We start from the raw sequence: 24,751 nt of genomic DNA on the forward strand, positions 1-24,751 counted from the left end.
GGGCGAGGGGCGATCCGTGGGGGGTGTCGCCACGCTTGAGGCGGAGGCGGATGCGGCTGCTGCTCGGGCGCGAATCATGGGGTCGTCTGCGTCGCGCTGAGCGATCTGGGCCGGGGTGAGGCGCTTGCGTGCGTTCTTGGTCATCGCAGGTCCCCATCGCTGGCAACGGGCGAGCCGTGTCCGAGGTCCGCGAGGTACGCCAGGTACTCGAGGCGCTGCTCGTCGGTCGCCGCTGAACCCGTCACGAGGGTGGCGATCCGGGAGAGTTGGTTGCGCCTGGCTCGGCTTACGGTCTGTGCGGCGGGGGGTTCTGCGGACTGCTTGGCCTTGGAGGCGTCGTAGTCGTCGAGGACGTCCAGGATGAAGCCGGTTGCGGCCAGGGCGTCCAATACGTCGCGGTGCGACCTGTCGACGTTGACCGGCAGAGTCTGTGGAGCGAGAGTTGTACTCATCGAAGCGGTTTCCTAGTTCTGTTTCGGTGGATCCCGGTCCTGGTAAGGCCGGGGTGCAACTTCGGGCAGGCGCGCTGATGCGCCGGTCCGGGGAGGCGGTCGCCGCGTCAACGGCGGCCGTCTCCTTCGCACCACGATGTAACGGATCCGCTACATCGTGGATGGCGGGTCACAGGCGGGTCAAGCAACCACAGACCTGTTATTCGCCCAGCGCACACGTCGTCACCTCGACGTCTGCCCCGTGTCGGCCAGCAGATCCGGCCGGTGACCCGGACCTGCTTGCGGCGACATGGGTAAGCCTGCAGCATCGGACGGCCACCGTGCATGAGCTCAAGACCCGACCGTGGCGACACGAATCCGACACCAATCCGGCGCGAGTTCGCGCTGACATCCCGCCCTCGTCGGCGCGCGGCCGAACACGGGCGCAACCGCCCGCATTCACGGCGCCCAACCGGCCCGGACGGAACCCGCCGCACGAATAGACGGCGAGACGCCGCACGAATACGACGCGAATTCGCGACACTTACGTCCGGGGCCAGAACCCCGATTACGCGTCCGAAGATCCGGCCAAACGACGTGGCCGATCGCCCCGCTTCACCACAGGAGTGAGCATGCTTCCCCCCGGCGTCACCTACGACAAGGCCAGACACCCACCCGAGTCAGCCCCCATCGGGGAGCAGCAACTGATCACCGCACCGGACGCCGGGCTCAAACGCCGACGAGCAGCCGACGGCACCCCCTACTGCGCCTGCTGCGACGACACCCTGCTCCCCTCCAAAGGGCCCGGACGCCCCCGCGCCACCTGCGGGGCCTGCACCGAAGACCGCCGCAGAGCCAGGGACACCGCCTACAACGACCGCAAGCAAGCCGAAAGAGCCGCCCGGTCCTCAGGCGGCCAACCCCACGTCGGCCTCACCCGGGCCGACGTCCAAGAACTCTCCACCCTCATCGACCAACTCTCACTCGCCGTCGGACGGTCCTCGACCCACTTCCAGTCACAACACGAAGGCACCTGGCAACACGCACTCCTGCTTTGCTCCAAAGACCTCGTCGCCTGGCGCGAAAGCGCCCTCCCACCCGTCGTCACCCGCCGATACGAAAACACCGACACCGACTGACCCTCAGCACCACGCGAGGTCGATTGCTCAACACGGCGGGTGCCCCCCGACGTCAATACGACCACCAAGGCGCCCAACCGCGACATGTGGTCGACGAGCAGCAGCGGGATCGACCCATTGCGCCCTGCGACGTCCACTCATGAGTGACGTCGCGGCCCGAAGGTCTGCGGTTAGCACGTCGTGTCGTTTGCGGCCTATCCCCCGACCTCACTCCTCGGTTGGGCTTCGACCCCTCGCACACCGCCGAGGTAACTCAGGTGTCGGCGTCCCGCCGCAACTGTTGACGTCTTTCAATCTCCGAAGGCAACTTGGCTCGGCACTCGCAGCCCTCGCCGAGCGAACAACCCATCGAATGGAACGGGACGTCGAGTTCGTCCCAGCAGCGAAGCCGGAACCTCGGGCCGGGACCTTCGTCCTCGCTCAGCGGACCACCTACGACCGCAGCACCCGGCCACTTGGCGACCACATGGCGCATGAGGAAGAACGCGACTACCTGGTGGCGGCAGTGCGGATCGTCGTTGACCCGGATCATGTCCAAGCTGACTTGCGGAGGTGAAGCCTTTAAATGTCGGAGCCCAAGAGACACTGATCCCAGCGAATGCCCCGCCCGCATGCAGTGGAGGACCTGCCTCGCGCTCCCCCGCGTCTGCGTCACCGGCGCCCAGTCGGCCTCAAACTCAAACGCGTCGTACAGAGATGGCGCATCGCCAGGCTGGAATCCAGGAAGCCCGAGGCGCACGCGCGCCGTCTCGGCCGCTACAGGTCCCGCTTCGCCCAACTCGGACGGGGCATGTTTGTTGGTGGGCCTGGGGAGGCCAGTCTGAGCGGACCAGGACTCCGCTTCAGCGGTACGAAGGTTCGAGTGTCGCAGGGGGTGCCGTCCGTTCACGGCGCGTGCGAGGTCCGTTGCGAAGCCATGGCGGCGGCTGTCCGGTCGAGTCCAGATGATGCGTATCGGCGATTCGTCTTCGAACGCTGAAGTAAGCCACGTCAGTACGCATGCAACGCGTCCGTGCGAGATCAGGACCGCCCCGTCATCCCCGTAAATCAACGACTTCACGAAGCGGACGTCGAGACCGGGATTCACGTGCCCAGTCAATCAGAATGAACGACCGCGCCACGGCCGTGCTCGACGACGACAGGCTCATATGGACGGTGTGTACAGCTCCAACTGAAGCTCGCGGGCATCGATGACCCATTCATCCTCAGCACGAGTGTTGTAGCGGGCCAGCACCAGTTGCGGAGGGACGACCGTCGTCCAAACCCCGCCACGGCTTGCGCCTGCCGTGGCACCAGCAAAGTCAGCGGCAACATGAATGTCGGTCGTCCAGGCCAACCCACGGGCACGTTCAGTCGGTGCTCCACGCCAGACCTGTGTGGGCGAGGTCGGCTGCTCGAACGGCTCGTCGGGGTCGCATGTGAAACCGACGACCCTGAACGCCGCCACCCAGTCGTCGGTACCGATCGCTGCCTCCGGCGAGTTGTCCAGGCTCCAAGCCCTAGACAGCGCCCTATCAGCCGCGCGAGGCGCCAGGCAACGTTCAGAGACAGCGGTCAGAGCGATCGTCCGGCACGCATTGAGCCATCCAGATTGTGCGCTGTCGTCCTCGCTGCGTTGCGGGACCCCGTCGAGGACTTCGTCGAAGAGCCATTCATCCTTTGCGCCGAAGGACCGTGATCCGGCGGCCTGCCTGAGAATCCGATCCAGGAACTGCTGCTCCTCCGGGAGCAGTTCGAATGACGGCACGGCTGATCGTAGGGCGACAGACCCGGGCGCCACGGCAACGGGCACGGGTGTCAGCGGTCAGCACGCTGACTTCTGTCGACGTCCTGTGGATGCTGCGACGATGGTCTCCATGCACGGAGACACGACACCTGATTCCGGGACCGCCGTCGTCGAGCCTGGCCGGGCAGCTTCAGGCCATGGGGTTCTGCGGCTGAGTCACGTGCTCGAGTCCGCCGGTATCGCCGCCGAGGACGCCATCGTCATCAGGCACGTGTTCAAGACCGATGCGGACCACCTTCGCGGACCCGAGGACCTCGCCGACCGTGACAAGTTGCTTCTCTACACCTCACGGCAGGGCGTCGACGGCAAGGCGTTCCCAGCCAAGCCGCCGCGTTACTGGATCGTGTGCATCGGTGAAGGCCGCAACGCTCGTCTGATCACCGTCTACGACAACCACGGCGAAGTGGAACGCTGGACTGCCGAGGATGGGTTCGAGGGCCGCACTTTCGACCTGCAAGAAACCGACCTGCTCGACACCTACCGACAACGGCTGACCATCACCTGGTCCAACCCACGCCGCTGGTGTGTGTACGGCCCCACCGCAGCCAAGGGCGAAGTGGTGTCCCTGGCCGACCCGGTCGCCGAACCGTTCCCTGGATTCGACTCCCTCATCTTGACCCAGGCGCAGCTACGCACGGTCGTCAACGACCCGCTCTACCAACACTGGCGCACCGCGCTGGAGTCGGTTCAAGGCATCTACCTCATGACCGATTCCAGCGACGGCCGCCACTATGTCGGCCAAACCGCTGGGGGCCAACGCATCCTCGGCCGCTGGTCGCAGTACGCAGGCAACGGGCACGGCGGTAATAAGGAGCTGCTCAGCCTGTTCCGCGACGACCCCCTTCACGCCGAGCACTTCGTCTACAGTCTGCTACGCGTGTTCGGGCCGTCTGTGGACCCCGAAGTCGTGTACGCCGCCGAGTCTCACTACAAGAACGCACTCATGACCCGACAACCGTTCGGCCTGAACTACAACTAAGTGCCGTAGCAAAACCTGTGATCGACATTCCGGCACACGTCGCGCCTCCCGGCCAACGCTCACGCCCGCTCAACGGTGGCGGAGTCCACCCACCGCGCTAGGACGCTGAAAGCGGCGAGCTGCTCCAACGCGACCTGTTCGTCGACGACCACGATCTCGTGGGACGTGGGGTTGCGGATCCCTGCGTACAGACCTTCCGCAAGAGTTCGAGCGCCACGGTGAACGCTCTGGTAAGTCTTGCTTCCGTCGTCCTGCATCGGGCGTAGGCGAGGTGCCCCGGGTTTGGGCGCATCGAGAGTGAACGCTTGGGCAAAGAGGTCTCCCTCAGAGATGTCGCGACGGCTTAGTTTCGCCTGTGCCTCCGTGTTGACCCGAATCGCGGACTGGGTGACAGCCACGGCGTGGTGTCCGGTTCGCCAGTAGGGAGCTGCAGCCTCCCAAACCCACGGGTGCAACCTTGACGCGTCCATTTCTGGCGCGTCGTCGCCGAGCCTGTCTCGGATCTCGTCTTCGCGCGTCAACATAAGCCGAGCTCTCGCCGCCCACTCCTGCAAGTGGGTCCAGCGACGTCGCTGCGCGACAGCGGGTTCCTTGGGCCAACCCGGAATGACGCGGTCGATGATTTGCTCGACCACATGGGCTTGAGCCGCGGCGTCTGTTGATGAGCCACGTTGGACCGTGCCCATGTAGGCCGCGCTTGCTCGGTCGTCGGGGACTACCCGAGTGGTGATTGATAGGAAGAGGTCGATCTCACCGATAGCCCAGGTCTTGTCCATGCGAGTCACTCCGACAGCATGCACGAGGTCACCGGCACTCAATTGCGTTAGCCCGGCTCCGACTCGGACGGAGGCTCGCGAGCCACTTATCCGGCCGCTTGACGGTCAGACCCGCGTACTGGTGTGGATGGGAGACGCTTCACCGACCGCGATGTCGCCAGAGGGCGGCGGGGCGACCTTGCTCCTTAGTTAGGAGCTCTGTCGGCCGCCTCGTTGGATCAGTTGTGCTGACTGCATTTGAGGCGTTCCACTCTCGTCACCGCCGCAGCTCGTGGACGGAGAGGGCGGAGGGTTGAACTGACCGACTGTCCGAACCGGGGCGTCCCTCACGTGCCAGTTTGCTCTAGGTCACAAGTCGAACGAGCTCGCGGATGAGAACCCCGACTCCCGCGCCGCCTCCGACAACGGCTGCAACTGCACCGGAGCTCCTCAGTACCTTGAGGCGGAGCGTTGGCCCCCAGCCCTGAAGCGCCAGTGCGCGGTTGGTTTTCTCCCGCTCGATGAGCAGGCGATAGAGCACTTCGCGCTTGACCATCATCGTCTCCTTCTGCGCTCATGGTTGAGGGTTCAGGGGCGAGCCAACTGACTTGTGTCGGCTTTCGTGCCACGTCCCGTGCGCCTCTACAACAACTAGGGCCGGGACAAGCGACATCTGTCCCACGAAACTTGACTGAAGGTTTTCCTACGTTGGAGGGACGTTTGCGCGAGCGACTGCCCCTATAAGTTTCGCAGGAGCAGCGACGACGGGGACGGGATGACGACAGCCGGTGCATTGAGGGGAAGCTCTGGCCCTGAGCCAGCAGACCAGCATGCGCTCAATCTGCAGCGCGATGGTGTCTGGGTGCTTGCCGTGAAGGAGGCTGGTTACTCGGGAGAGCCATTCGACCTGGGTGCAGACCTACTGATCGGATCGGCGGTCGAGCGCGTCAAGGCCATGGTCTTGACGGGACGGATGTTCGACGAGTGCGCCCGGCTGGGCCGCCCCGTCCCAAGTGCGACGGCCGGACTGAGACAACTGCGAGCGTGCCCCTCTGACCTGGACCTGTTGGCGTGGCACGTCGTCGAGCGGGCTTGGGCACGGTTCCTCCGCGACGCTCTGATGAGCTCGAAGTGGAACCCGGAAGGGGGCGCGACCCTCGTTCAATGGTTGGTCGGCACCTGCATCCAAGAGTTCAAGGACAGCTACAAGCAATGGCTCCCTGGGTATCTGCGCCGAAGCGACATACTCGTGGACCCCACCTCGATGACTGAGCTGTTGACGAACCCCAGCGGCATAGCCGCCGGAAGAGATGCCCCGCCGTTCTACCTAGATGAGGAGGCGGAGGACCTCCTAGAGCAGCTTCCTGACATCACGCAGCAGACGGTAGTACTGATTGCGCTGGGCTATTCAAAGACCGAGGTCGCAGCGATACTCGGGATCACACCCAGCGCGGTCCGAAGCCAACTAGCCAGAGCCCGCACTGCTCTCGACGAGCGGTATCCAGGACGGAGGCGGGCATGAGCCCAATAGAGTCCGACATTGCCCCAGATCGCGCTTTGGTCGCGGGAGCTTCCTTCGCCGAGCCAGCAAACGTGGAGCTGGCAGAGCGCGCGTCTCTGACTCGGATCCGCGGTATGCGACGTGGAGTCGAGGAAGCCGTCCCCGCCACGGCTGTCGCCCAGCCCGAAGCCCTGCCGACAGAACTCACCGACTTCAACCTGCTCGTGAGCCGCTTCAAGGGCGAGCTGACGGCTCACTGCTACCGGATGAGCGGGTCCGCGCAGGAGGCTGAGGACCTGGTGCAAGAGACGTTCATGCGGGCTTGGACGCTCAGCTCTACTTTCCGCAACCGCAGCTCGGTGCGCACCTGGCTTTACCGGATCGCCACCAACGTCTGCCTGACGAACCTCGAACTCAAAGACCGCGCTCCAAAGCCCGCCGAGGTGAAGACCGAGAGCGGGTATCCATGGCAGCGGGAACTCGTTCAGGAATTCATCGAAGGAGGCCCTGGGGCGTGACGACGGGCGTCCTGCCTCCAATTGCGAGCTTGACGCACGTACTGGGATGGGGCGGCCCAACCTGAACCGTGCAGGGCGGCTCAGCAGGCTGGGCGCCGGGCGTGAGCGGCCGCATTGTTGGCAGGCGCTGCGCACTTGCTGACCCGCCGGGGTCCGCCTTCGCTACTTCGATTGCCTGGGAAGGTTCCGAATCGTGGCGGGCCATCCGAGCTGCTCGTCGATCCCTAGCCTCGATCGCACAAAACGTCGGACCGGGCGTTTCCGCCCGGCCCGACGCTTCCCTCGTCGTGCGCCCCCCTACCGCGCACGAGGGCCCCGGGCCTTCAAGGTGCCCGGGGGTTCGTGGGTCGGCTTCGGTCAGCCGACGTGGTCCCTGCTCAGTCGACTGAGGCCTGAACTGTCGGCAGGAGCAGCGCCGAGTCACCGTGGACCTTCAAGGTGCCCGGCTCGAACTTGCCGTCAGAGCGGCACACGGAGATCGCGAGACGCAGGTGGGCGTCGTCAGGGACCGCGACCCGGGTCGGGAGGAACTCGATGAATGCCTGCGCTACGCGTCACGCGTGGGGACCCTGTGGTGCTCAGGTGGCGAGGCGACCGGTCGCGCGGAGCACGTGGACCAGGAAGCCCGCCATTCGCACGAAGAGGTAGTCCACCTCAAGGTCTTCGACGTGGTCCTTATTCGTTTCGAAGTGGCGGATCTGCATTCGGTTGCCGATCTCGGTGAGATTGCGGGACTCTGCGTCGAGGGCATCGCGCATGTAGCCGGAGGCCGCCCGGTCGAGCAGTGCCTTCGCCTGTAGCGCCTTGTTGCTGCCCGGTTCCAGCGTCTTCAGCCGTTCGAACGCGTCCCACAGTCGCTCCAGCCCTGCCCGCAGGTCATCGGGGTGGCGTGATAGGAAACGAGTGCGGGCCTCCACGATGAGCTCATCCAGTCGCGCATCGCCGGTGTCCGGCATCAGGTCGGCAACGACTTGTCGCCCTTCCGGGGGGCCGAGACGGGCGATCGTCAGGTCGGCTCGAAGCTCGAAAGCCACACCGCCGCGAGAGAGGAGCTCGTTGACCTCATCGCGATACCTCGAACGTCCGGCCGCACGATCGAACTTGAGCTCGTCATGGCTGAAGAACGGGTGGTAGCGGGCCTTTGAAGGCTTCGACACGCGCTGGGCCGCGAACTCGATCAGGTCGAAGATCGTCGCCGTCGCGGGTGCCTCCTTCGGCGCAGGCCAGGGCAGCGAGGGGACCAGTGCCTGAACCGTATCGAAGAAATTCGTACGGTTGGTTCCGATGGTTCCGCGTCCGTCGGGGCACGGTTCGGGGAACGCTTCTGCGAACCAGTCCGCGTCCAGTTTGACGTTCACCAGGCTGTGAAGTCCCCGCCAGGTCGAGTCGGGAACCTCTGTAGCGGTGCGGGGCACCGTTCCGCCGGTGCGATCGCTGTAGAACGAAGCGGGAACCATCTGGCCACGTTCGCAGATTCCTGGCCGACACACCTCTTGCGGCCCGGACGGACCGCGTGAGTCCACAGAAATTTCGAGCATTCGGCAGAGTCCGCATGGTCTGAGCTGGATCGAGATCTGCGATCGGCGGGGCGGGAGGGCCACCCGCTCAGCCCGCTCCATCCTCAGGCAACCCGTGTTGCTGTCGTAGCCATGCTGGGTGAAGTGGGAGGGCTTGCTCTCGGCGTACGGTCGCGACATGTCTCGTCCCGGGCCGGGTGGTCGACGACCACAGGCATCATCGAAAGATGCGACGAGCTCACCTTCTGGCTCGTGGGCCAGCAGTCCTGCGACCCGGAAGGTCATGCTCGGCAACCGGAGGCGCGACACGAAGCCCGAGTTGCGGGTCCGTAGTCGGCTGCACGCTCGAGGGTTGCGATACCTCGTCGACAAGGCGCCCATCCCGACAGTTCGCAGCCGTGCCGACCTGGTGTTTCGGGGGTCGCGGGTAGCCGTGTATATCGACGGATGCTTCTGGCATGGGTGCCCTTTACACCACACCGTGGCCAAGTCGAACCAGGACTACTGGGCCGCCAAGCTTGCAGCGAACCGTGAGCGGGATGAACGGGTAGTGCGGACACTCGAAGCTGCTGGGTGGCTGCCGCTACGGTTCTGGGAACACGAGGATCCGGATTTGGTGGCCTCCGAGGTCGAAAGGTGCGTGCGCGCTCGGGGCGCATGGAGGTAGCCCCGTGCCACTAGGCGGTGGTGGCGCCTTGGTCAGCCGGACGACAACGTGTCCTGCAAAGCCCGCGTAGAGTGCACAGGACGACCAGCAACAGTGCCAGCTATTCGTTCGCCCTGGCGTTGTCTCCGCCGGGGTTCTTCGTTTGGGCAGGACCGGTTCGGGTGCGGACGCGACGCGGGTGCAACTTCAAAGGTGGCCTTGACAAGGCGGATACGGCAGTGAACCCTCAAGGTTCAATATCCATCTGCTCGTGCCTCACCCAGGTGCACGGAGTTTCGGCGCAGCCAGACTGTCTCGATGCTCCCGTCCTAGGTAGCGGTCCGACCGGAGGGGCTTTTTCATACCCAGAGCACATTGCGGTGTGTTCTGACCGTCCCGCCGATCACCGGCACGGGCTCGTCGACCCCAGGAGGTCAACGTGTCCCGCAACATCACCCGCACAGCCAAGTCCTCGCTCAGCCAGACGAGTAGCGCGGTCTTGCACCCGCTCAGCGATCCAGATCTGGCACCCCCCGCCAGCCGACTCGAGGGCCGCCCGCTCCGGCCAATCGCCTTCCGACCGGAACGCAGCAGCACCCGGCAGTCAGACGGGGCAGGCCTCACAAAGGTCGGCAGCCGCTTCCGCGACGTGTTCGCCGAGATCCACCACATCGACCCCGACGACGTCGATCTCGGTCTCATCAGGCTCATCGAAGCCCTCAACGCCGACACCGACCGCAACCACGCCTTTCTGTCGGCTCCGCAGACAAAGCGAACCGAGTTCGGGGTTCTCCACCAGGTGCGATTCCTGGTCAACGTCCCGCTCGTCCTGCCATGGCTGACCAACGGCCGCGCACTGCGGCGACTCGGATCCGCGCTCGGCGGCCACACCAAGCTCCTGACCACTGCGGTTGACCACGACCGTTACGACTTGCCTGTCATGGAGGTCGACGACGCCGAGGCCGTACTGCAGATCATCAATGCTCAACGTCACCTCGTGAAGCTCGACTCCTACACCTCAGCGGATCCCAAGAAGCGCAGCCGCATCGACAGCATCGTCCAGTTCGGGGTCCTTGAGCCGCCCGACATCATGCTCACCCAACTCGTCTCCGGAACCGGGTCGGCCTGGGTAGCCGAGGCCGCAGAAGGCGCACAGCGCTTGTTCTCATCGCTGCTCGGCCTAGACGCTCTCGCCCTGCGATCCGTTCATACCCTCGCCACTGCCCACTGGTTCGACGGAGGCGGCGCCCGGCTGCGTGACTACGACGCCGACGACGTCCGCGCGTTGGAGGAAGCACTGCGGTTCAAGACAACAGCCGCCGCGGGGTACTTCCCCGGGGCCGACCAGGACGTCTGGCTCAACGACGTCGCCGAGCACAACCCCGCAGCCGTGGCGTTTCAGCTCATGCGAACGATGCCGGTCAACCTCACGTTGCGAGTCCAGCCCGACCCCGTCACCACGGCACAAGAACGAAACCCGGTCTCGGCGACCATCCAGGAACTCATCCGCAGCTATCACGTCCCCGGCAAAATGAAGGACGCCTGGCAAGAAGCCGACGTGCACGGCCTAGTCGCCATCGGCGTCATCGACGAGTTACTCGCACAGCGTCGAGTCTCTCAGGCAGAACGATCGGCGTGGCTGGGCGAGCAGACGTTGCCCTGGGCCGGTCCCAACGTCGACGGCAACGGAGCGGCGGGCAACCGGTTGATCTCTGCCACCCGCCTAATGGCGGCTATGACCGCCGAAGACGCTGTAGCCGCGACCGAACACGACCGCGAACCGTCGTTAAGCGTCGTCAACCGCCTTCTGCGTCAGAACAGCACCAGGGTGCACCCCGACCAGCGCGCCAAGGTCGCCGCGGCGCAGGCCATCGCAGCACTACACCTCCACAGCACCGGCGACGAAGCGACCATCGCTGCAGCGCTCGCCGCGACCTTCCGCTCCAACTGGTTCTGGAAGACCAGCGACCACACGGGCGTCCCCTGGACCACTCAGCTCATGCGACCCGTCGCCCACTTGGCTGAAGACGCCCAGGCCGAGCGCCGGGCCGCTGGCCAGGATGGAAGTTCCAATGCCGGGCCCGCCCAGCGAGCGCTCGCCGCCCTGGGAGCGGTCGCTTTGATCGCCAACCCGGGGCTGATCGCCAGCGGCGAAGCGCTGACGCAAACCGGACGAGGCGGCGGCGGTAAGTCCGCCGACGTCAAGGCCTCGGACCCCAGCGTCCTCCTGCAACGCATGATTCAACACGAGCATGGGATTCACCAGCTTCACGACGCGATCAGCGCGCTCACGGCCGCTGCTGAGCCGACCGCTCCGCTCGACCGAAAGTCGCGCGAGGTGCTCGGAGACATCATGCTGCGAGGCATGTGGTTGGGCAGCAACCGCGACCCCAGCAAAACTCCCCAGGCCGAGTTCGCGCGTCGCCTCCAGGAACTCGCCGACCAGGTCAAGGCATGCGTCGATGAGTCGGAGGCTCTGCGCGGAGAGACCCCGGACAGCATCCTTGAGGTCGAGCGTGACGAGGACTCACCCGAAGAAGACCCCCTCTACGAGGTAGTGGGCATCAACGAGCAGACCGCAGAAGACGCGCTGCAGCAGCTGCTCCGGCTCAACGACTTCTTCTCGACCGGCAAGGCCTACGCGAGGGCCGCTGCTCGCATCAGTCGATGAGTGACGTGTCGTCTCAAACCTCCGGTTCGATCGATCGTGAAGGGGGGCGACTCCTCGTCGAGTCGCCCCCCGGCATGCCCGCTCCGACCTGGGCCGTAATCGCCCAGCGACTGCTGATGTTCGCGCGCGGTTCGGAGATCGGGGCCACGACCATCGCTGTCCCGGTAGACCAGGCGCACCTGCTGCACGAGGTACTCGTCGAACCCTGGCCCGCCCGCCTGTGGCCGTGGCATTGGTCGACCACTGCAAGAGCGACCACAGACGCAAGCATCGACCTCGCAGCGGCCTTATCGTCCCTCCTCATCGGCGACCAAGCGCCGTCGGTGCCACACGAGCAGATCGAGAACGATCTCCATGCCGCCGGTTTCAGCCGTCGTCTCCTGCCAGCTCAGATGACCGCCGTCAGTCGCCTGACGGCAGTTGGCCACGGCGCCAACTTCTCAGTCCCGGGCAGTGGCAAAACCACGATGACGCTCGCCCTGTTCGCGTTGTTGCGGCGAGCCGGAGTCGTGGACCGGATGCTCGTGGTCGCACCCGCGAGCGCATATGAGGCATGGACCGAAGAGACAAAGGATTGCTTCAACGAGCCGCGCCGCCCTCGTATCGAGGTCGCTCCGACCTCTCCGAGGAGATCGAGCGACGTCGTCGTCTACAACTATGAACGCGTGGCCATGGGCGCAACGCGTGCCGCAGTCGACGGGTGGTCGCATGGGCATCGGCTCATGGTCGTTTTCGACGAGGCGCACCGCGCCAAGAAGGGCGAGGACGGCCTCCACGGGATCGGAGCTCGCGATGTCGCAAGCCTCGCAACCGCAAGGTACGCACTCACCGGCACCCCGATGCCGAACGGTCGAGCGGACCTGGCAGCTGTGCTCGACCTTGTCTGGCCGGGTCATGGTGACCGGCTCGCAGATCCGGCCTGCCTCAACGCCGACCGCACATGGGTACGCATCACGAAGGATGACCTCGACCTCGCTGACGCCGTCATCGAGGTTGAGCGGGTGAGGCTGGACGAGACTCATCGCGCCATTTATGACGCGTTCACGTCTGACCTTTCGCACCGCACGAGCCTGATACAAGCCTTCCCGGCCATCGCCTCTACGTCCACAACGCGCCTGCTGGCAACGGCGACCAACCCTGCCCTGTTATTGGGTGGCTCAGGGGACGCCACCTTGGACTGGAGGGACTCCCCGGACCTTCCCGATACGGTCATGGCAGCGCTCTCTGGGCTCTCGTCCATGGTGCGTCCCACGAAGATCCTTCGTGTGGCACACCATGCGGCCGAACATCGGGCACGTGGAGACAAGTTGCTGGTGTGGACCAACTTCATCGGCAACGTCCACGAGCTCGCACGTGTTCTAGAACCGTTCGCCCCCGCAGTGGTGACCGGGGAGGTGCCGGTAAGTGATCCGGGTGCGCCGACCGACCGGGTCCGTGAGCTGCGTCGCTTTCGAGAAGACCCGGACTGTTTCGTCCTCATCGCCACTCCGCAGACGTTGGGTGAGGGCGTCAGCCTTCACAAGGTGTGTCAGTCGCAGATCCACCTGGATCGCTCCTACAACGCTGGCCTGTTTCTGCAGGCGATCGACCGGACCCATCGAGTTGGGATGCCTGAGGGGACGACGGCTCAAGTGAGAGTGCTCGTTGCGGAGGACACGATCGATGAGGATGTCGATCGGCGGTTGCGTCTTAAGGTCGATCGAATGAATCAGGTCCTAAATGATCCGGCCCTTCGACGTCTCGCGCTGCCTGACGAGGCCGCTCCGGCCGTACGGCCGATGTCGGAGTCCGACATCACGGGACTCGTAGGCCACCTTCGAAGAGAGACCACGGATACGACCGCGCTTGAGGACGCTGGCAACTAGGGGCGAGTGCCTCAGGGTGGTGTCACCAGGACCGCCCGGATTGCGTCCAAATTCGGTGCTCGAGTAGCGTCGGCCTGTGACGACGGCGGAGCGGGAGCAGCAGCATCCGCTCCGCGCGAAAGCCAAGCCCACTGTCGATCTCCTGCGACCGCGAACGCTCAAGGTGGTCGACTTGTTCGCTGGTTGTGGAGGGCTGTCGTTGGGCGCAGAGATGGCCGCTACCGCTCTTCGTCGTCGGCTCGACGTGCGGCTTGCGGTCGACTTCGAAGCGGCGGCTACTCAGGTGTATCGATCGAACTTCGCCGCAGCGCGACGTGTCTTAACCAAGCCGGTCGAAGAAGTCCTGTCAGTTTGGACTGCACCCGAATTGACCGACGGCGAGACCCGCCACGCACGCAGGGTCGGGCGCGTCGATGTGCTCCTGGGTGGCCCGCCGTGCCAGGGACACAGCAACCTGAACAACCACACGCGGCGCAACGATCCGAAGAACGCGCTGTACCTTTACATGGTTCGCGCTGCCCGTGTGTTCGCCCCGTCAGCGGTCATCATCGAGAACGTCCCCGCCATCCTCCACGACACCTTCAACGGCTCGAATGTCGTCGAGATCGCAAGGGTCGAGTTGAAAGCCCTCGGATACGAGGTGCACGACCAGGTAATCCCGCTCGTCGACCTGGGTGTGGCACAACGACGGAAGCGTCATGTCTTACTTGCCACCAAGAAACCGACCGATTCTCCAGCGACAGTCCTTGAGGGGCTGATCGCCGAACCGACGCCGGTCCGTGACCTGCGTTGGGCGATCAAGGATCTCGAGACCGCGTCGGGCGTCGGTTGGGACACGCCACCCAAGGCAAGTCCGGCGAACTCCGAGCGCATGCAGTACCTGGTGGACTCTGGTAATCACGACCTGCCCAATGAGTTGCGGCCCGTGTGCCATCAGGGCTTGCATTCCTACGTCTCCATGTACGGGCGTCTGAAGTGGGACGAGCCCGCCCAGACGATTACGAGCGGCTTCGGAAGCATCGGTCAGGGCCGGTACATGCATCCTGGGCAGAAGCGTGCTCTGACGGCGCATGAGGCAGCACGCATACAGGGGTTCCCTGACTACTTCCGGTTCGGTGAGGTCCAGAAGCGCAGCGACCTGGCCACGATGATCGGCAACGCAGTCCCACCTCAGCTCTCAGAGCGGATCATCCTCGCGTTGCACGGGTGGTGATGCCTCACGCGCTAACGGTCTGACCCCAAGTCCAGTCCGACCTGACCGCAGCCCCGAATCGAAGTCTCATCTCTGGGCTGCCTTTCCTCTTGTTGGCCCCGGACCAGGTCACTGGCATCTACGTTGACGGGGTCAGCCCCCAACCTGCGGCCCGCGGGCGCCCGATCCGCACCGGGACCCGGTCCCACGCGCAGAAAGCTCAAGGATGGACGCACGAGAGCTCGCGGGGTCCATCGACACAGTCCCCCGTCATCTCCTTATCTGGCGTGACGGACCAGCAGCGCTGCCCAGACTGCTGGCACAAAGCACGCTGGGCCGACTGCAAGACGAAGAACGCCTGCTACTTTCCGGAATCCCTCCTACGCGCCCGGCAATCGACGAAGTTGAACACGAGAGCCGCAGCGAAAGCCGCGACCGGTGGCGGCACAACGCCGCCACGCTCGTCAGTTGGCATGCTGAATTCGGCCACATGAGCGCAGCCGAGGACCCGCCAACCATCGAACCTCGGCCCAAGCGTCACAGTGGGCGCAGGCGTCAGCGAGGGGACGGGCGTCGGCCCGTACGCGTCGCCGACTACGAATCCGCCGTCGAGGCGTCGAGCTCTTGGTGGGAGCTCGATCCGATTCGCCTTGGGTTGCGCACCGGCGACATGACCGTTCGGCGCTCTGATGGTCGGCACGTCTGGATTCACAACACTCGGCGCCCTGAAATCGAGGCCCTTGACCTCATCCTCGGCTACGTCACCGTCAATGACGCTCCCCCCGCCGAATGGGCTACATCCTCGAACTCAACCACCTCACGCCTCGACCCGATCGATTCCTGGTTCCACGCGCGACGGCTCGCACCACCTGACGCACCCGGACTGGGACCGCGGCACCCGAAGGCCTTCGACTTGATGAACCGTTTCCCAGTCGCTTTGCGGACTCGCGCTTGGCGTCACACCGAAGCCAGACTGATCGATCAAGGCACCACGATCGCTTCCGATACCGATCTCGGTGGGATCACATTCGCTGACGCCCGTACTTGCTATTCATTTCTGCTCTCTCAACTTCACCTCAACGAACTCGGTGCCTTCCACTTTGGCACTCCAGAAGCCCTCCTATGGGGCATCCGCCGCGAGCACCTCGCCCGCGCCTTGGCGTCCCGGGTCGACCGGGACGCCGCCGAGGCCTTCATTCGCATGCTGACCTTCGTCACGGGAAGGAGCCCGTTGTCGGCGCCGCTCATCCCCAACGACGGCAAGTTCCTCATCCCCTCCGAGATCGTCTCGCCGATCGGCTACGAACGCACTCTCCTGCGCGCAGCCTCCGCGGACCCGAGTATCGCTGGACGTCTCGGCAACGCTCTAGGACGTCGTTCGTCTCGCTGGTCCGAGCGCCTGCGCGCCGTCCCTGGGTCTCAGGTCGCAGAAGGGGTCAAGGTGCGGGATGCAGGCGGCAGGACGCTCGGAGATCTCGACCAGATTGCTTGGGACGCCCGGCGGCGGCTTCTCGTCGTGTTCGAGACGAAATGGCCAGTCGATGCGGCCACCCTCGACGAGAGCTATAAGACCGACGCACAGTTCAGCAAAGGCGCCTCGCAGTTGGTCCGGCTCCGCGACGCGATCCGCGGCGGCGCGGCGGTCTCTTGGCCGCCAGGGTTCACGATTCCGACAGATCTCGCCGGGATTCGGACCTCGTGGTGGGTGGGGTCAGCACAACAACTCGACAGTCGGGACATCAACTTTCCTGACATCCGCACTACGTCGTTGCGGCTGGTCGAGCAACTTCTCCCGGCCGACCATCTCGACGACCTGCTCGAGCGTCTAACGAACTTTCCGTTGCCGCGAGAAGGCATCGACTTCGAAATGGCCCAGCAGACAGTCCGCGTCGAGGCCCTCTCGATCCATTATCCCGCTATACAGATGATTGGAGAGCGACCTACTCCGCCTTCGAACCGCCGGACCCGTCACGGGTGGACGTAGGAGCGGCAGGCTCAGCGCCAAATCTGACCCCGACTTGCACGGGGCACGCCCGAAGTTCGGCACCTTGGACCCGCCTCTCGGATCCGTTTGCTGCGTTCCCCATCCAGCGGCGCCAGTATTTCGGCCCCGACTGCATGAACTCGTTGAATGCGGTGCTTGCCTGAACTGCGAGACCGGCGCGAGTCGTTCGGCGGGATCTCAGTTTACGCGGCCAGGTCCGACCCTCAACGTGAGGCCCGGTCTGTCACCAGCGACCTTGCCTCCAGGGAGTGGCCTAAATCGGCACCTGCTCCAGCCAGTCATCGACCCTCTTTAAGCCCACTTCAGTGGCCCGAACGAACCGCTTCTCGGAACGTGTGGAAGGCCGCGGCGAACTCGACGTATGACAGGTCGAAGTGATCTGTGGGGGATGCTCGGCCATCTTGCCAAAGCAGGACTTGGACGCGTCCGTCTCCGACGTGAGAGCTGAGATACCGGTCGTCGCCGATCCCAACGATGTCGATCCTCTCCGGGTCCATGACGTTGTCGGCAAACTGGGCCGGGTCGGGTTCGATCCATCGAACGATGACCTCGCTACCGGCCGAGATGGTCGTCACCTGGGTTTCAGCGTCCGCTCTGATGATGAACCGACGGCGTTCGCAGGTCATCAAGATCTCCCTCCAGGGAGGCGGCCGGTGGCGCAACGGATGTCCGGATACTCGGTCCTCGCCGACATGCGTCCGACTGGACGGATTCTCACCACATACCGGTCTCGACGCGTCCTGCGGCCGGGCAGCTGATGCCTGGTGCCGCGGCCATCGTGTTCATCACGGGAGTCCCATGTAGTCCGCGACCATATGCAGGTGGTGGCTGATCTGCAGCGACTTGTTCCCCGAAGGGTTTGTCGGTGACGTACCGGCAAGGTACGTGAGGTAGGTGGCGATCGTCGGTGTGGCGGTGAACCGCCCTGGCGTCGCTGCGATCTGAGCGTTCAAGTGTGCGACCGCTTCGAGGAGTTTGGTCTGGAAGGTGCCGATGTTGCGGTCGGTTTCGTCTGAGACGAAGTGCTCGACCCAGAACGAGTCGTCCGTCTCCTTGAACGTGATGTGGATGGCGGCGGCGCCGACGGGGCCGCCGCCGCTGCTGTACTCGCCGGGCAGGATCGTGTAGTCCGAGAAACCGACCGAGCTGGCGGTCGCGCCGAGGTGGTTGTTGGCCAACCATTCTGCGCCGTTGTAGTCGGAGTTCCTCGCCTGGGCGTTGAAGTTGTTGATGACCTGGATCGACGGGCCGATGCTGGTCGCGAGGGCGTGTGCGTTCGCTGAGGTGGCGAACACGGTGACGTTGGCTCCCGCGAGGGCGGCGGCCAGGGCGGTCGGGTTGAGCTTGCCGGTGGCGAGTACGACTGCGACCGGGTCGGCGCCATGGGCTGTGGCGAAGGCCTGAATCTCGGCCACGGTCGTTCCGGGCCATTCTTTGAATGCTGGGCGCAGATGGGCGGAGGCGGCGATCTGTGGGTGGATTGTCGCCGCCCAGTGTGTTTGTGCGGCGGCGTTGGAGAGTTTGTCGAGTGCCGGGTTCACGATGACGTAGGCACCGAGTCCGGCGGTGGTCAGCCGAGTCAGGGTGCGGCGGAGCTTGTCGGGTTGTACGACGGGCTCGAGGATCGGCCAGATCTGCTGCGGAGTCCCGAACCGACCGGCGGTGATGTCGAGGGCGCGCAGTTCGGCTTGGCGTGCGTACAGGTACGGAAAGTAGGGCAACGGAGTCTCCATCGTGGACGGATATCCATACTACTTGCCAATATTGCCAGTCATCACTCGAGGGTTGCAGGGTGGGCGGTGAGGCGGCGCATGGTGCGCTCGGCGCTGGTGGGGTTGAGTGAGGCGCCGTAGGCGAGCGCTCGCAACGATGCGGGGTAATTGGGCCTAGACACGAGGTCGGCGGCGAGGGTTCCGCGTGTCTTCAACGTGGTGACCACCTGGTGGTGGGCTTGGTGTCGGTCGAGTTCGGAGAACAGTTCGCGCATCCGCTTCCACGAGTGTCCGCGTGGGATGTCCGCGACGTATCCGGTGGTGCGCTCGAGCAGGGCGGCGGCCTCGTCGACTCGGAGTAGTTGATAGAGGTGGTCAAGGTCGAGGAGGTCGAGGTTTGAGCGCGCGGGACGGATCGTCGACATTGAGCCGCCTTGGCTGGCGACGATGAGTCCGACGTTCTCGGGCAGGTGCCCTGCTGCTCGTGTCGCTTTCTTTTCTCCTACGACGACGTTCACGAACTCGGCTCGAGTTGCGTAGGAGGTGAGTTGGGAGGCGAGCCTGTGGAAGTCGTCGAGGTCTGTCTTGATCTCGTAGATCGTTGAGGTGCCGTTGACGACCATCAGGTCGGCGCAGGATCGGCCCATCGGCACTTCGAGGAGCGCGGAGGCGGTTCGCGGCGAGTGGCGGCCGAAGATGATGCGTGAGATGAGGTCGTTCTTGTAGACGTATTCGTTGCGGTAGTGCTGACGCAGGATGTGCTCACCGGCTGCGTAGGCGTCGCCGAGCGTGGCATCGGGGTTGCCGTGCACGAGGTCGATGATCGGCTGGAGTCGTGGGAGGACGTCGGTGAGTCCGTCGCGTGAGGCGAGTCCACGGAACACGGCGGGTGAGTAGGCGCTGGCGATGCGCTGTGGGGTGGCTTGTGGCACTGGTCGACCGGTGGTGGGGGGTGTCGGGGAAGTTGGTGCGAGCGCTGATGAGGGCGTCACGTTGGAACCGTACTGCGACGGGTTCGTCACTTGGGCGCTTCGGGGTGTCATGGGTGAGCTATCGGACGGCGAGCTGGACGTGTCGGCGGTCGATGTCGCGGGTGGGGCGGCGTGCGTCAGGGGCTTGCGGGGACGCGGGTGCCTCAGGTGGCGGTGGGTCCCTCGTGGGGGGCGGCGGGTTGTAGGCCTTGGAGGAGTTCTTCGACGGGCGTTTGCAGCGCGTGGGCGAGGTTGAGGAGGGTGATGAGCCTTGGGTTGGCGGTGGCTCCGTTGGAGCTGCTGCCGGATTCGAGGGCTGCGTAGTGGGTGCGGGCGATTCCGGCTCGGCGGGCTACTTCGGCTTGTGTGAGCGCTTGGGCTGCTCGGAGTCGCTGGAGGTTCTGACCGAGGATCTGGGCGTTTGTGTCGGCGTCGTCGGTCTGGTGCTGAACCATGGATGGGATTGTCCCTGAGTGGCGTCCAGGTGCGACATCAAAGCCCGATGTCATCTATAGATAACATGGCTGCGTGGCCCCCCAGTACTTCACCAACATCGCCCGCGCAGTCTGCGCCTACACAGCTGCCAGCAAGATCCCGTGCCGCATCAACGGCGGCTGGGCCACGGGAAAGAGCCAACTGGCCGCCGCCATCGCCGCCCACCACACCCAACACCACCAGGGAACGGTCTGGCTCGTAGGCGAGACCACCGAGAGCGCGCGCGAACTGACCTGCCTCATTACCCGCGAGCCGGGTCAAGACCACATCGTCGTCATGACCGCCGAGGACTACCTCGACGCGCACGAGACGCAGACCCAGCCGACCATGATCGTGTTCGACGACGCCGACCGGTACCAGCCGCCACAGCCCCGACCACACGTCGAGGTCGTACACCTCACCAACTGCAGCCAGAGCAAGGACGCCCCGTCGCACCACCCGCTGTTCTTCGAACTCCACACAAGCCGCGCCGCCGCGACCCTCGTCAACACGATGAACCGCGCCAACCTCACCGGGACCGCCGCAGTCGGCGCATCCCCCACAGACGTCCTGCGCGCTCGCCGATCCCCGCTGGTCCCCCTAACAACAGCAATCACCGGGTGGGGCCTCGTGGTCACCCTCGCCGGACGCGCGACCACCACGCTCACCGGCACCACCCACGGCATCTCGGACGACGCCCGCTCGCACGTCCTCGCCCGAACCGCCAAGATCATGGCCGCGCTCGACTCAACCGAAGCCCTCAGCGTCGCAGGAGCCCCGCTACACGCACCTCGCGCTCCCAGGACCGCCATCGCACTCTCCAACCAGCGCAGCGGCCGACCCGGTCGCCTCGTACCGGGCGAAGAGCAGCTCCCCGACGTCCCATCGCTGCTCGAGGACCTCGCGGCCGCGCGCCCCGACGTCGTGCTCATCGCAGCGCTCGACGACGACCTGGAACACCTCGCACGCCTTGCCTCAACGTCTCGGCTCGGCGCCGTCGTCATCGCTCAGCCGGGCTCGCTGGTTCACCGAACCCTTCGGCACGTCGAAATTGGCTGATGAACACTCCCGATCGCCGTCGTCGCGCAGACCGGCTTCATGGCGCCGAAACGTTCAGCAAGCGTCCGGTGGCCCCGAGAGCCACCGGGGCTTCAGCAGCACCAGGTGTGCTCCCGGCTGAAGATCTGCGTGGGGGCGTCGGTCTCCACGACGACAGCTCCACACATCACAGCCGAGCTCAGGAGCGTCACGGAAACGATCGATCGGACGATACGGCGCATTGAAGGCTCCAAACAGGACACAGCCGCCGACCGTCGGCGACGCCCCATCTGACAAGTTTGGCAACTGTAGCGCGCCGCGAAGTTGCCAATATGGCCCGTTCGTCACCCGGGCATGGCCCGAGTGCGCGTAGACAGGCCCCCCGACCGGGTCTTGCAAGACGCGGCCAGCGCGCTCTGTGAGACACGCTGGACGACTCTGACGGCGCCGAAGTGTCGATTCGCGTGCTGACGCAACTCTGGCAACTTCGAAGTTCCGGTTGCGAGTGGGACGATCGCCTAATGCAGTTCGACCTCACCAAAGCGCTCGAGGAACTGGACCCCGCCGACGTGGGTCACCGCCTGAAGGAGGCGCGACTGGCGGCTGGCATGAAGCAACCGCAGGCCGCCGCAGGAGTCGTGTCAGTCGGATACCTGTCCCGTATCGAGCGAGGCGAACGACGCGCCAACGCCTTCGTCCTCGAACAGCTCTGTCGCAACATCGGCGTGTCCCCCGAAAGCATTATCAACTCCAACGAGGCCACCGACGATCGACGAGTCGAGGTCGAACTGGACTTCGCCGAACTCGAACTCCTCTCCGGCGACGCCACGGCCGCTCTGACACGACTGGCGCTCACCGAGATTGACGACGATCTCCCCCGTTCCCCGCTGCGCGACCGCCTTCGTGAGCGAAAGACACTCACCAGCGCCAAAGCGCACGCCGCTCTCGGGCACGTCAATGAAGCCCAAACCGACTTCGCACAGGTGATGCAACAGCGCACCACCTCCGACGGAACCCTCGAAGCAAGCCTCGGCCTAAGCCGCCTCAAGCGCGAGACCGGAGACCTCCACGGCGCCATCGCCATCGCCGAACAGGCTTTGGCCGCTGTCGAGAATGCGCCCGCTCCTGTAGATGACGTCGTCAAAGTTTCGATGGCGCTGGCCGCAGCCGTGTACGAAGCAGGCGACACCAACCGAGCCCTCGCGATCTGCACGAAGGCCGTCCAACTGGCGGAATCGGCTGACTCCACCCAAGCCCGGGCGGCTGCCTACTGGAACACCGCGATCATCGAGTGCGAAGCCGGACGCATGGAACAGGCCCTCAGCCTGACCAGGCGAGCGCTCGCCGTCTTCGCCGGTGCCGACGACGCACGCCTCGAAGCACGACTTCGCACCCAGCTCGGCATCTTCCTGCTCCGTGCCGACCCGCCCGCACCAAGCGAAGCGATCGCGCAACTCACACAAGCACGAGACACCTATCAGCACACCGACGCCGACACCGCAGACATCCTTCACAACCGCATGGCGCTGGCCCGAGCCCACTTCGCTGCAGGCGACGTTGACGCAGCACGCAGCGAAGCCGATTACTGCGCGCTCGCAGGCGAGCAGTACCCCTTCGTCGGGGCGACAGCCACGACCCTGCTCGGGAGAATCGCTGTCCAGATCGGCACGACCGGCGACGCACGGACCCACTTCCTCCGCGCGATCCACTTCCTGTCCGCCGTGGGCGCAGACCGGCGAGCCGCCCAACAGTGGTTCACCCTCGCCACCCTCCTTGACGAGGCGGGGCTCGATGCTGAAGCGAAGGACGCATTCAAACGCGCTGCGGTGTCCAGTGGACTCACACCCAGTTACGGCAACAGCAGCAGTCACACTGCGGACTCCCGATAGCCAACCGGGCAACATCCGCAGTCGAGACCCGATCAGCACAAGGATGCGCGTCACCCTCGTCACGCCCTCAACGCGCATCGACTTGATCAACTCGGACGACAAGGCGTTTGTGCCGCCATTGGCTGGCTGCGGTTCTCCTTTGATCTCCCGTGGGGATGATGGAACGGTCTCCCCATGAACGTCTCAACCATCTCGAAGCTCCGCTTTGACGTCATGGCTTCCTATGCGCGCTCGCCGCTCATGAGGTCAATGGGGTTCGAGGTGGAATGGTTCCAGGTCGAGACGACACCAGTCATCGCTTCACTGATCTACGACACCGACGGTCTCTACTCAGCATCCGTGCTCGCCCCGGATCTCGTCGATCGCTACCGCGGCGTCCGCCACACGGACTTCCACACGACGCCTCAGGACGCAGTCACCGATCTTCTTCGGGTCTTTGCAGAAGTTGTTCCGCAGTTGGAAGCAGAACGGGTCCAGGGCGACGAACCGCGACGGCCCGTCGACTTCTTCACCCCAGTCCGTCCGTCCGACCGGCTCAACCACGGCTTCCTACAGCTCACTCAGAACTATGGCTGGACGGCAGCTCATGAAGTCATCAAGCACATGATGCGGTGGTACGAAGACGTCGACGGGAACTTCGTGGAGCAGTTCCAGACAACGGGCTTCGACGCCCGCATCTGGGAGCTCTACCTCTTCGCAACGCTGAACGAGGCCGACTACAGCCTCGACCGATCGTTCCCGATGCCCGACTTCGTTGTCGATGGACCGCAGGGGACCTTCGCCCTGGAAGCCACGACGGTGAACCCGAGGGTGGTCGACGGCAAGGCCGAACCCGACGCACCGTTCGACACACCGGAGGAGAAGTTTCGCTACGTCCGCGACTACATGCCGATCCGGTACGCCGGACCACTCACGGCCAAGTTGAACAAGAAGTACTGGGAGCGTGAGCACGTGGACGGGCTACCGCTCGTTCTCGCCATCCAGGACTTCCACGAACCCCGGTCCATGTCATGGACAGGCTCGTCGTTGTCGATCTACCTCTACGGACTGATGCACGAAACCGTCCGAGGCGACGACGGGATCGAGAAGGTTGAAGCGCGCAAGGTCGAGACCCACCAATGGGGCACCAAGACAATCCCGTCGAACTTCTTCGCTCTTCCGGGGGCCGAACACATCAGCGCCGTCGTTCGCAACAGCAGCGGCACCCTGTCGAAGTTCAACCGAATGGGTGTCAGCGCCGGATTCGGTTCCCCCAAAGTGCACCTCATCCATAGCGGATGGGTGACCAACCACGATCCGAACGCAACACTGCCAAACCAGTTCAGCCATGCCGTCGAGGAGGGCTACGACGAGTCCTGGATCGCGGGAATGGACGTGTTCCACAACCCACGCGCACTGAAGCCGCTCGACTTCGATGCGTTACCCGGCGCTGCCAACCATGTCCTGTTACCCGACGGAACGATTGAGTCGCACACTCCGGAGTGGCACCCGTTGTCCTCAACGAACGCGATCGTGGTCGGCACCTGACGCCTCTGAAGCAGCGCCCGCAGACCGTCCGGCCAACCTGGACGATCGAGCCCAGGCACCGTCCACTTCGACGGCAGCCAAGTACGGCGCTGTACTCACTTGGTTCCTGGTGACGCATGCAGAATTGCCCGGTAG

At 64.6% G+C, this 24,751-nt stretch carries 21 protein-coding genes; 12 read left to right on the forward strand and 9 right to left on the reverse strand.

Annotated elements, in window-relative coordinates; genetic code table 11:
- Positions 1–140: 140 nt before the first annotated feature.
- The gene (locus Q7T52_RS03935) at positions 141–452 is read right to left on the reverse strand and encodes a hypothetical protein (RefSeq protein ID WP_304799597.1); all 312 of its coding nucleotides are present in this window, start codon (positions 450–452) and stop codon (positions 141–143) included.
- A gap of 611 nt (positions 453–1,063) precedes the next feature.
- Between Q7T52_RS03935 and Q7T52_RS03940 the strand changes: the two genes are divergently transcribed.
- On the forward strand, positions 1,064–1,570 hold the full coding sequence (locus Q7T52_RS03940; RefSeq protein WP_304799599.1) for a hypothetical protein: 507 nt from the start codon (positions 1,064–1,066) through the stop codon (positions 1,568–1,570).
- A 253-nt stretch (positions 1,571–1,823) separates the two neighbouring features.
- Here the strand turns inward: Q7T52_RS03940 and Q7T52_RS03945 are convergent, their stop codons facing one another.
- Positions 1,824–2,102, reverse strand: coding sequence for a hypothetical protein (locus Q7T52_RS03945; protein WP_304799601.1), 279 nt, complete (start codon positions 2,100–2,102; stop codon positions 1,824–1,826).
- Positions 2,103–2,714: 612 nt separating this feature from the next.
- Positions 2,715–3,317 carry a hypothetical protein gene (locus tag Q7T52_RS03950; RefSeq protein WP_304799603.1) on the reverse strand — a complete coding sequence of 201 codons (603 nt, stop codon included), beginning with the start codon at positions 3,315–3,317 and terminating at the stop codon, positions 2,715–2,717.
- A 199-nt stretch (positions 3,318–3,516) separates the two neighbouring features.
- On the opposite strand from Q7T52_RS03950, the gene Q7T52_RS03955 reads away from it, so the two are divergent.
- A complete protein-coding gene (locus Q7T52_RS03955; protein ID WP_304799605.1) occupies positions 3,517–4,335 on the forward strand; it encodes a GIY-YIG nuclease family protein in 819 nt (272 codons plus the stop codon).
- A 59-nt stretch (positions 4,336–4,394) separates the two neighbouring features.
- On the opposite strand, the gene Q7T52_RS03960 is transcribed toward Q7T52_RS03955, so the two are convergent.
- On the reverse strand, positions 4,395–5,111 hold the full coding sequence (locus Q7T52_RS03960; RefSeq protein ID WP_304799607.1) for a TIGR02391 family protein: 717 nt from the start codon (positions 5,109–5,111) through the stop codon (positions 4,395–4,397).
- Positions 5,112–5,952: 841 nt separating this feature from the next.
- Here Q7T52_RS03960 and Q7T52_RS03965 point away from each other — a divergent pair.
- Positions 5,953–6,612 (forward strand): sigma factor-like helix-turn-helix DNA-binding protein, encoded by a 660-nt coding sequence (locus Q7T52_RS03965; protein ID WP_304799609.1) that lies wholly within the window; start codon positions 5,953–5,955, stop codon positions 6,610–6,612.
- A 71-nt stretch (positions 6,613–6,683) separates the two neighbouring features.
- Positions 6,684–7,109, forward strand: coding sequence for a sigma factor (locus Q7T52_RS20600; protein ID WP_370692288.1), 426 nt, complete (start codon positions 6,684–6,686; stop codon positions 7,107–7,109).
- Between the two features lie 578 nt (positions 7,110–7,687).
- On the opposite strand, the gene Q7T52_RS03975 is transcribed toward Q7T52_RS20600, so the two are convergent.
- The gene (locus Q7T52_RS03975; protein WP_304799611.1) at positions 7,688–8,566 is read right to left on the reverse strand and encodes a hypothetical protein; all 879 of its coding nucleotides are present in this window, start codon (positions 8,564–8,566) and stop codon (positions 7,688–7,690) included.
- Positions 8,567–8,804: 238 nt separating this feature from the next.
- On the opposite strand from Q7T52_RS03975, the gene Q7T52_RS03980 reads away from it, so the two are divergent.
- The 5 genes from Q7T52_RS03980 (at position 8,805) to Q7T52_RS04000 (ending at position 16,984) form a co-directional block, all read left to right on the forward strand.
- Complete coding sequence (locus Q7T52_RS03980; RefSeq protein WP_304799613.1) at positions 8,805–9,293, forward strand: very short patch repair endonuclease; 489 nt, start codon at positions 8,805–8,807, stop codon at positions 9,291–9,293.
- A gap of 418 nt (positions 9,294–9,711) precedes the next feature.
- Entirely contained in the window at positions 9,712–11,943 is a 2,232-nt protein-coding gene (locus Q7T52_RS03985) for a hypothetical protein (protein ID WP_304799615.1), read from the forward strand.
- A complete protein-coding gene (locus tag Q7T52_RS03990; protein ID WP_304799617.1) occupies positions 11,940–13,808 on the forward strand; it encodes a DEAD/DEAH box helicase in 1,869 nt (622 codons plus the stop codon). Before Q7T52_RS03985 ends, Q7T52_RS03990 begins: the two co-directional genes overlap by 4 nt.
- Before the next feature lie 76 nt (positions 13,809–13,884).
- On the forward strand, positions 13,885–15,021 hold the full coding sequence (locus tag Q7T52_RS03995) for a DNA cytosine methyltransferase (protein ID WP_304799618.1): 1,137 nt from the start codon (positions 13,885–13,887) through the stop codon (positions 15,019–15,021).
- A gap of 205 nt (positions 15,022–15,226) precedes the next feature.
- Entirely contained in the window at positions 15,227–16,984 is a 1,758-nt protein-coding gene (locus tag Q7T52_RS04000) for a hypothetical protein (protein WP_304799620.1), read from the forward strand.
- Between the two features lie 323 nt (positions 16,985–17,307).
- Here the strand turns inward: Q7T52_RS04000 and Q7T52_RS04005 are convergent, their stop codons facing one another.
- The 4 genes from Q7T52_RS04005 to Q7T52_RS04020 all read right to left on the reverse strand — a co-directional run bounded on the left by Q7T52_RS04005 (position 17,308) and on the right by Q7T52_RS04020 (position 20,143).
- Positions 17,308–17,631, reverse strand: coding sequence for a hypothetical protein (locus tag Q7T52_RS04005; RefSeq protein WP_304799622.1), 324 nt, complete (start codon positions 17,629–17,631; stop codon positions 17,308–17,310).
- Between the two features lie 159 nt (positions 17,632–17,790).
- The gene (locus Q7T52_RS04010) at positions 17,791–18,738 is read right to left on the reverse strand and encodes a sce7725 family protein (RefSeq protein ID WP_304799624.1); all 948 of its coding nucleotides are present in this window, start codon (positions 18,736–18,738) and stop codon (positions 17,791–17,793) included.
- 41 nt (positions 18,739–18,779) lie between these two features.
- Positions 18,780–19,601: a sce7726 family protein gene (locus tag Q7T52_RS04015; RefSeq protein WP_304799626.1), complete on the reverse strand. Its 822-nt coding sequence runs from the start codon at positions 19,599–19,601 to the stop codon at positions 18,780–18,782.
- Positions 19,602–19,852: 251 nt separating this feature from the next.
- Positions 19,853–20,143, reverse strand: coding sequence for a helix-turn-helix transcriptional regulator (locus tag Q7T52_RS04020; RefSeq protein WP_304799628.1), 291 nt, complete (start codon positions 20,141–20,143; stop codon positions 19,853–19,855).
- A 73-nt stretch (positions 20,144–20,216) separates the two neighbouring features.
- On the opposite strand from Q7T52_RS04020, the gene Q7T52_RS04025 reads away from it, so the two are divergent.
- The 3 genes from Q7T52_RS04025 (at position 20,217) to Q7T52_RS04035 (ending at position 24,616) form a co-directional block, all read left to right on the forward strand.
- On the forward strand, positions 20,217–21,221 hold the full coding sequence (locus Q7T52_RS04025; protein WP_304799630.1) for a hypothetical protein: 1,005 nt from the start codon (positions 20,217–20,219) through the stop codon (positions 21,219–21,221).
- A 500-nt stretch (positions 21,222–21,721) separates the two neighbouring features.
- On the forward strand, positions 21,722–23,089 hold the full coding sequence (locus tag Q7T52_RS04030) for a helix-turn-helix domain-containing protein (protein WP_304799632.1): 1,368 nt from the start codon (positions 21,722–21,724) through the stop codon (positions 23,087–23,089).
- Positions 23,090–23,263: 174 nt separating this feature from the next.
- Complete coding sequence (locus tag Q7T52_RS04035) at positions 23,264–24,616, forward strand: hypothetical protein (protein WP_304799634.1); 1,353 nt, start codon at positions 23,264–23,266, stop codon at positions 24,614–24,616.
- Positions 24,617–24,751 lie beyond the last annotated feature (135 nt).

Origin of the sequence: Nocardioides sp. (assembly GCF_030655615.1) — a bacterium.
Lineage (GTDB): Bacteria > Actinomycetota > Actinomycetes > Propionibacteriales > Nocardioidaceae > Nocardioides.

What these genes read in the sequence shown, in the direction of transcription:
- Q7T52_RS03935 (WP_304799597.1), bottom strand. Translation starts at nt 452, where the DNA reads ATGAGTACAACTCTCGCTCCACAGACTCTGCCGGTCAACGTCGACAGG.
- Q7T52_RS03940 (WP_304799599.1), top strand. Translation starts at nt 1,064, where the DNA reads ATGCTTCCCCCCGGCGTCACCTACGACAAGGCCAGACACCCACCCGAG.
- Q7T52_RS03945 (WP_304799601.1), bottom strand. Translation starts at nt 2,102, where the DNA reads ATGATCCGGGTCAACGACGATCCGCACTGCCGCCACCAGGTAGTCGCG.
- Q7T52_RS03960 (WP_304799607.1), bottom strand. Translation starts at nt 5,111, where the DNA reads ATGGACAAGACCTGGGCTATCGGTGAGATCGACCTCTTCCTATCAATC.
- Q7T52_RS03975 (WP_304799611.1), bottom strand. Translation starts at nt 8,566, where the DNA reads ATGGTTCCCGCTTCGTTCTACAGCGATCGCACCGGCGGAACGGTGCCC.
- Q7T52_RS03980 (WP_304799613.1), top strand. Translation starts at nt 8,805, where the DNA reads ATGTCTCGTCCCGGGCCGGGTGGTCGACGACCACAGGCATCATCGAAA.
- Q7T52_RS03990 (WP_304799617.1), top strand. Translation starts at nt 11,940, where the DNA reads ATGAGTGACGTGTCGTCTCAAACCTCCGGTTCGATCGATCGTGAAGGG.
- Q7T52_RS04000 (WP_304799620.1), top strand. Translation starts at nt 15,227, where the DNA reads ATGGACGCACGAGAGCTCGCGGGGTCCATCGACACAGTCCCCCGTCAT.
- Q7T52_RS04005 (WP_304799622.1), bottom strand. Translation starts at nt 17,631, where the DNA reads ATGACCTGCGAACGCCGTCGGTTCATCATCAGAGCGGACGCTGAAACC.
- Q7T52_RS04010 (WP_304799624.1), bottom strand. Translation starts at nt 18,738, where the DNA reads ATGGAGACTCCGTTGCCCTACTTTCCGTACCTGTACGCACGCCAAGCC.
- Q7T52_RS04020 (WP_304799628.1), bottom strand. Translation starts at nt 20,143, where the DNA reads ATGGTTCAGCACCAGACCGACGACGCCGACACAAACGCCCAGATCCTC.
- Q7T52_RS04030 (WP_304799632.1), top strand. Translation starts at nt 21,722, where the DNA reads ATGCAGTTCGACCTCACCAAAGCGCTCGAGGAACTGGACCCCGCCGAC.
- Q7T52_RS04035 (WP_304799634.1), top strand. Translation starts at nt 23,264, where the DNA reads ATGAACGTCTCAACCATCTCGAAGCTCCGCTTTGACGTCATGGCTTCC.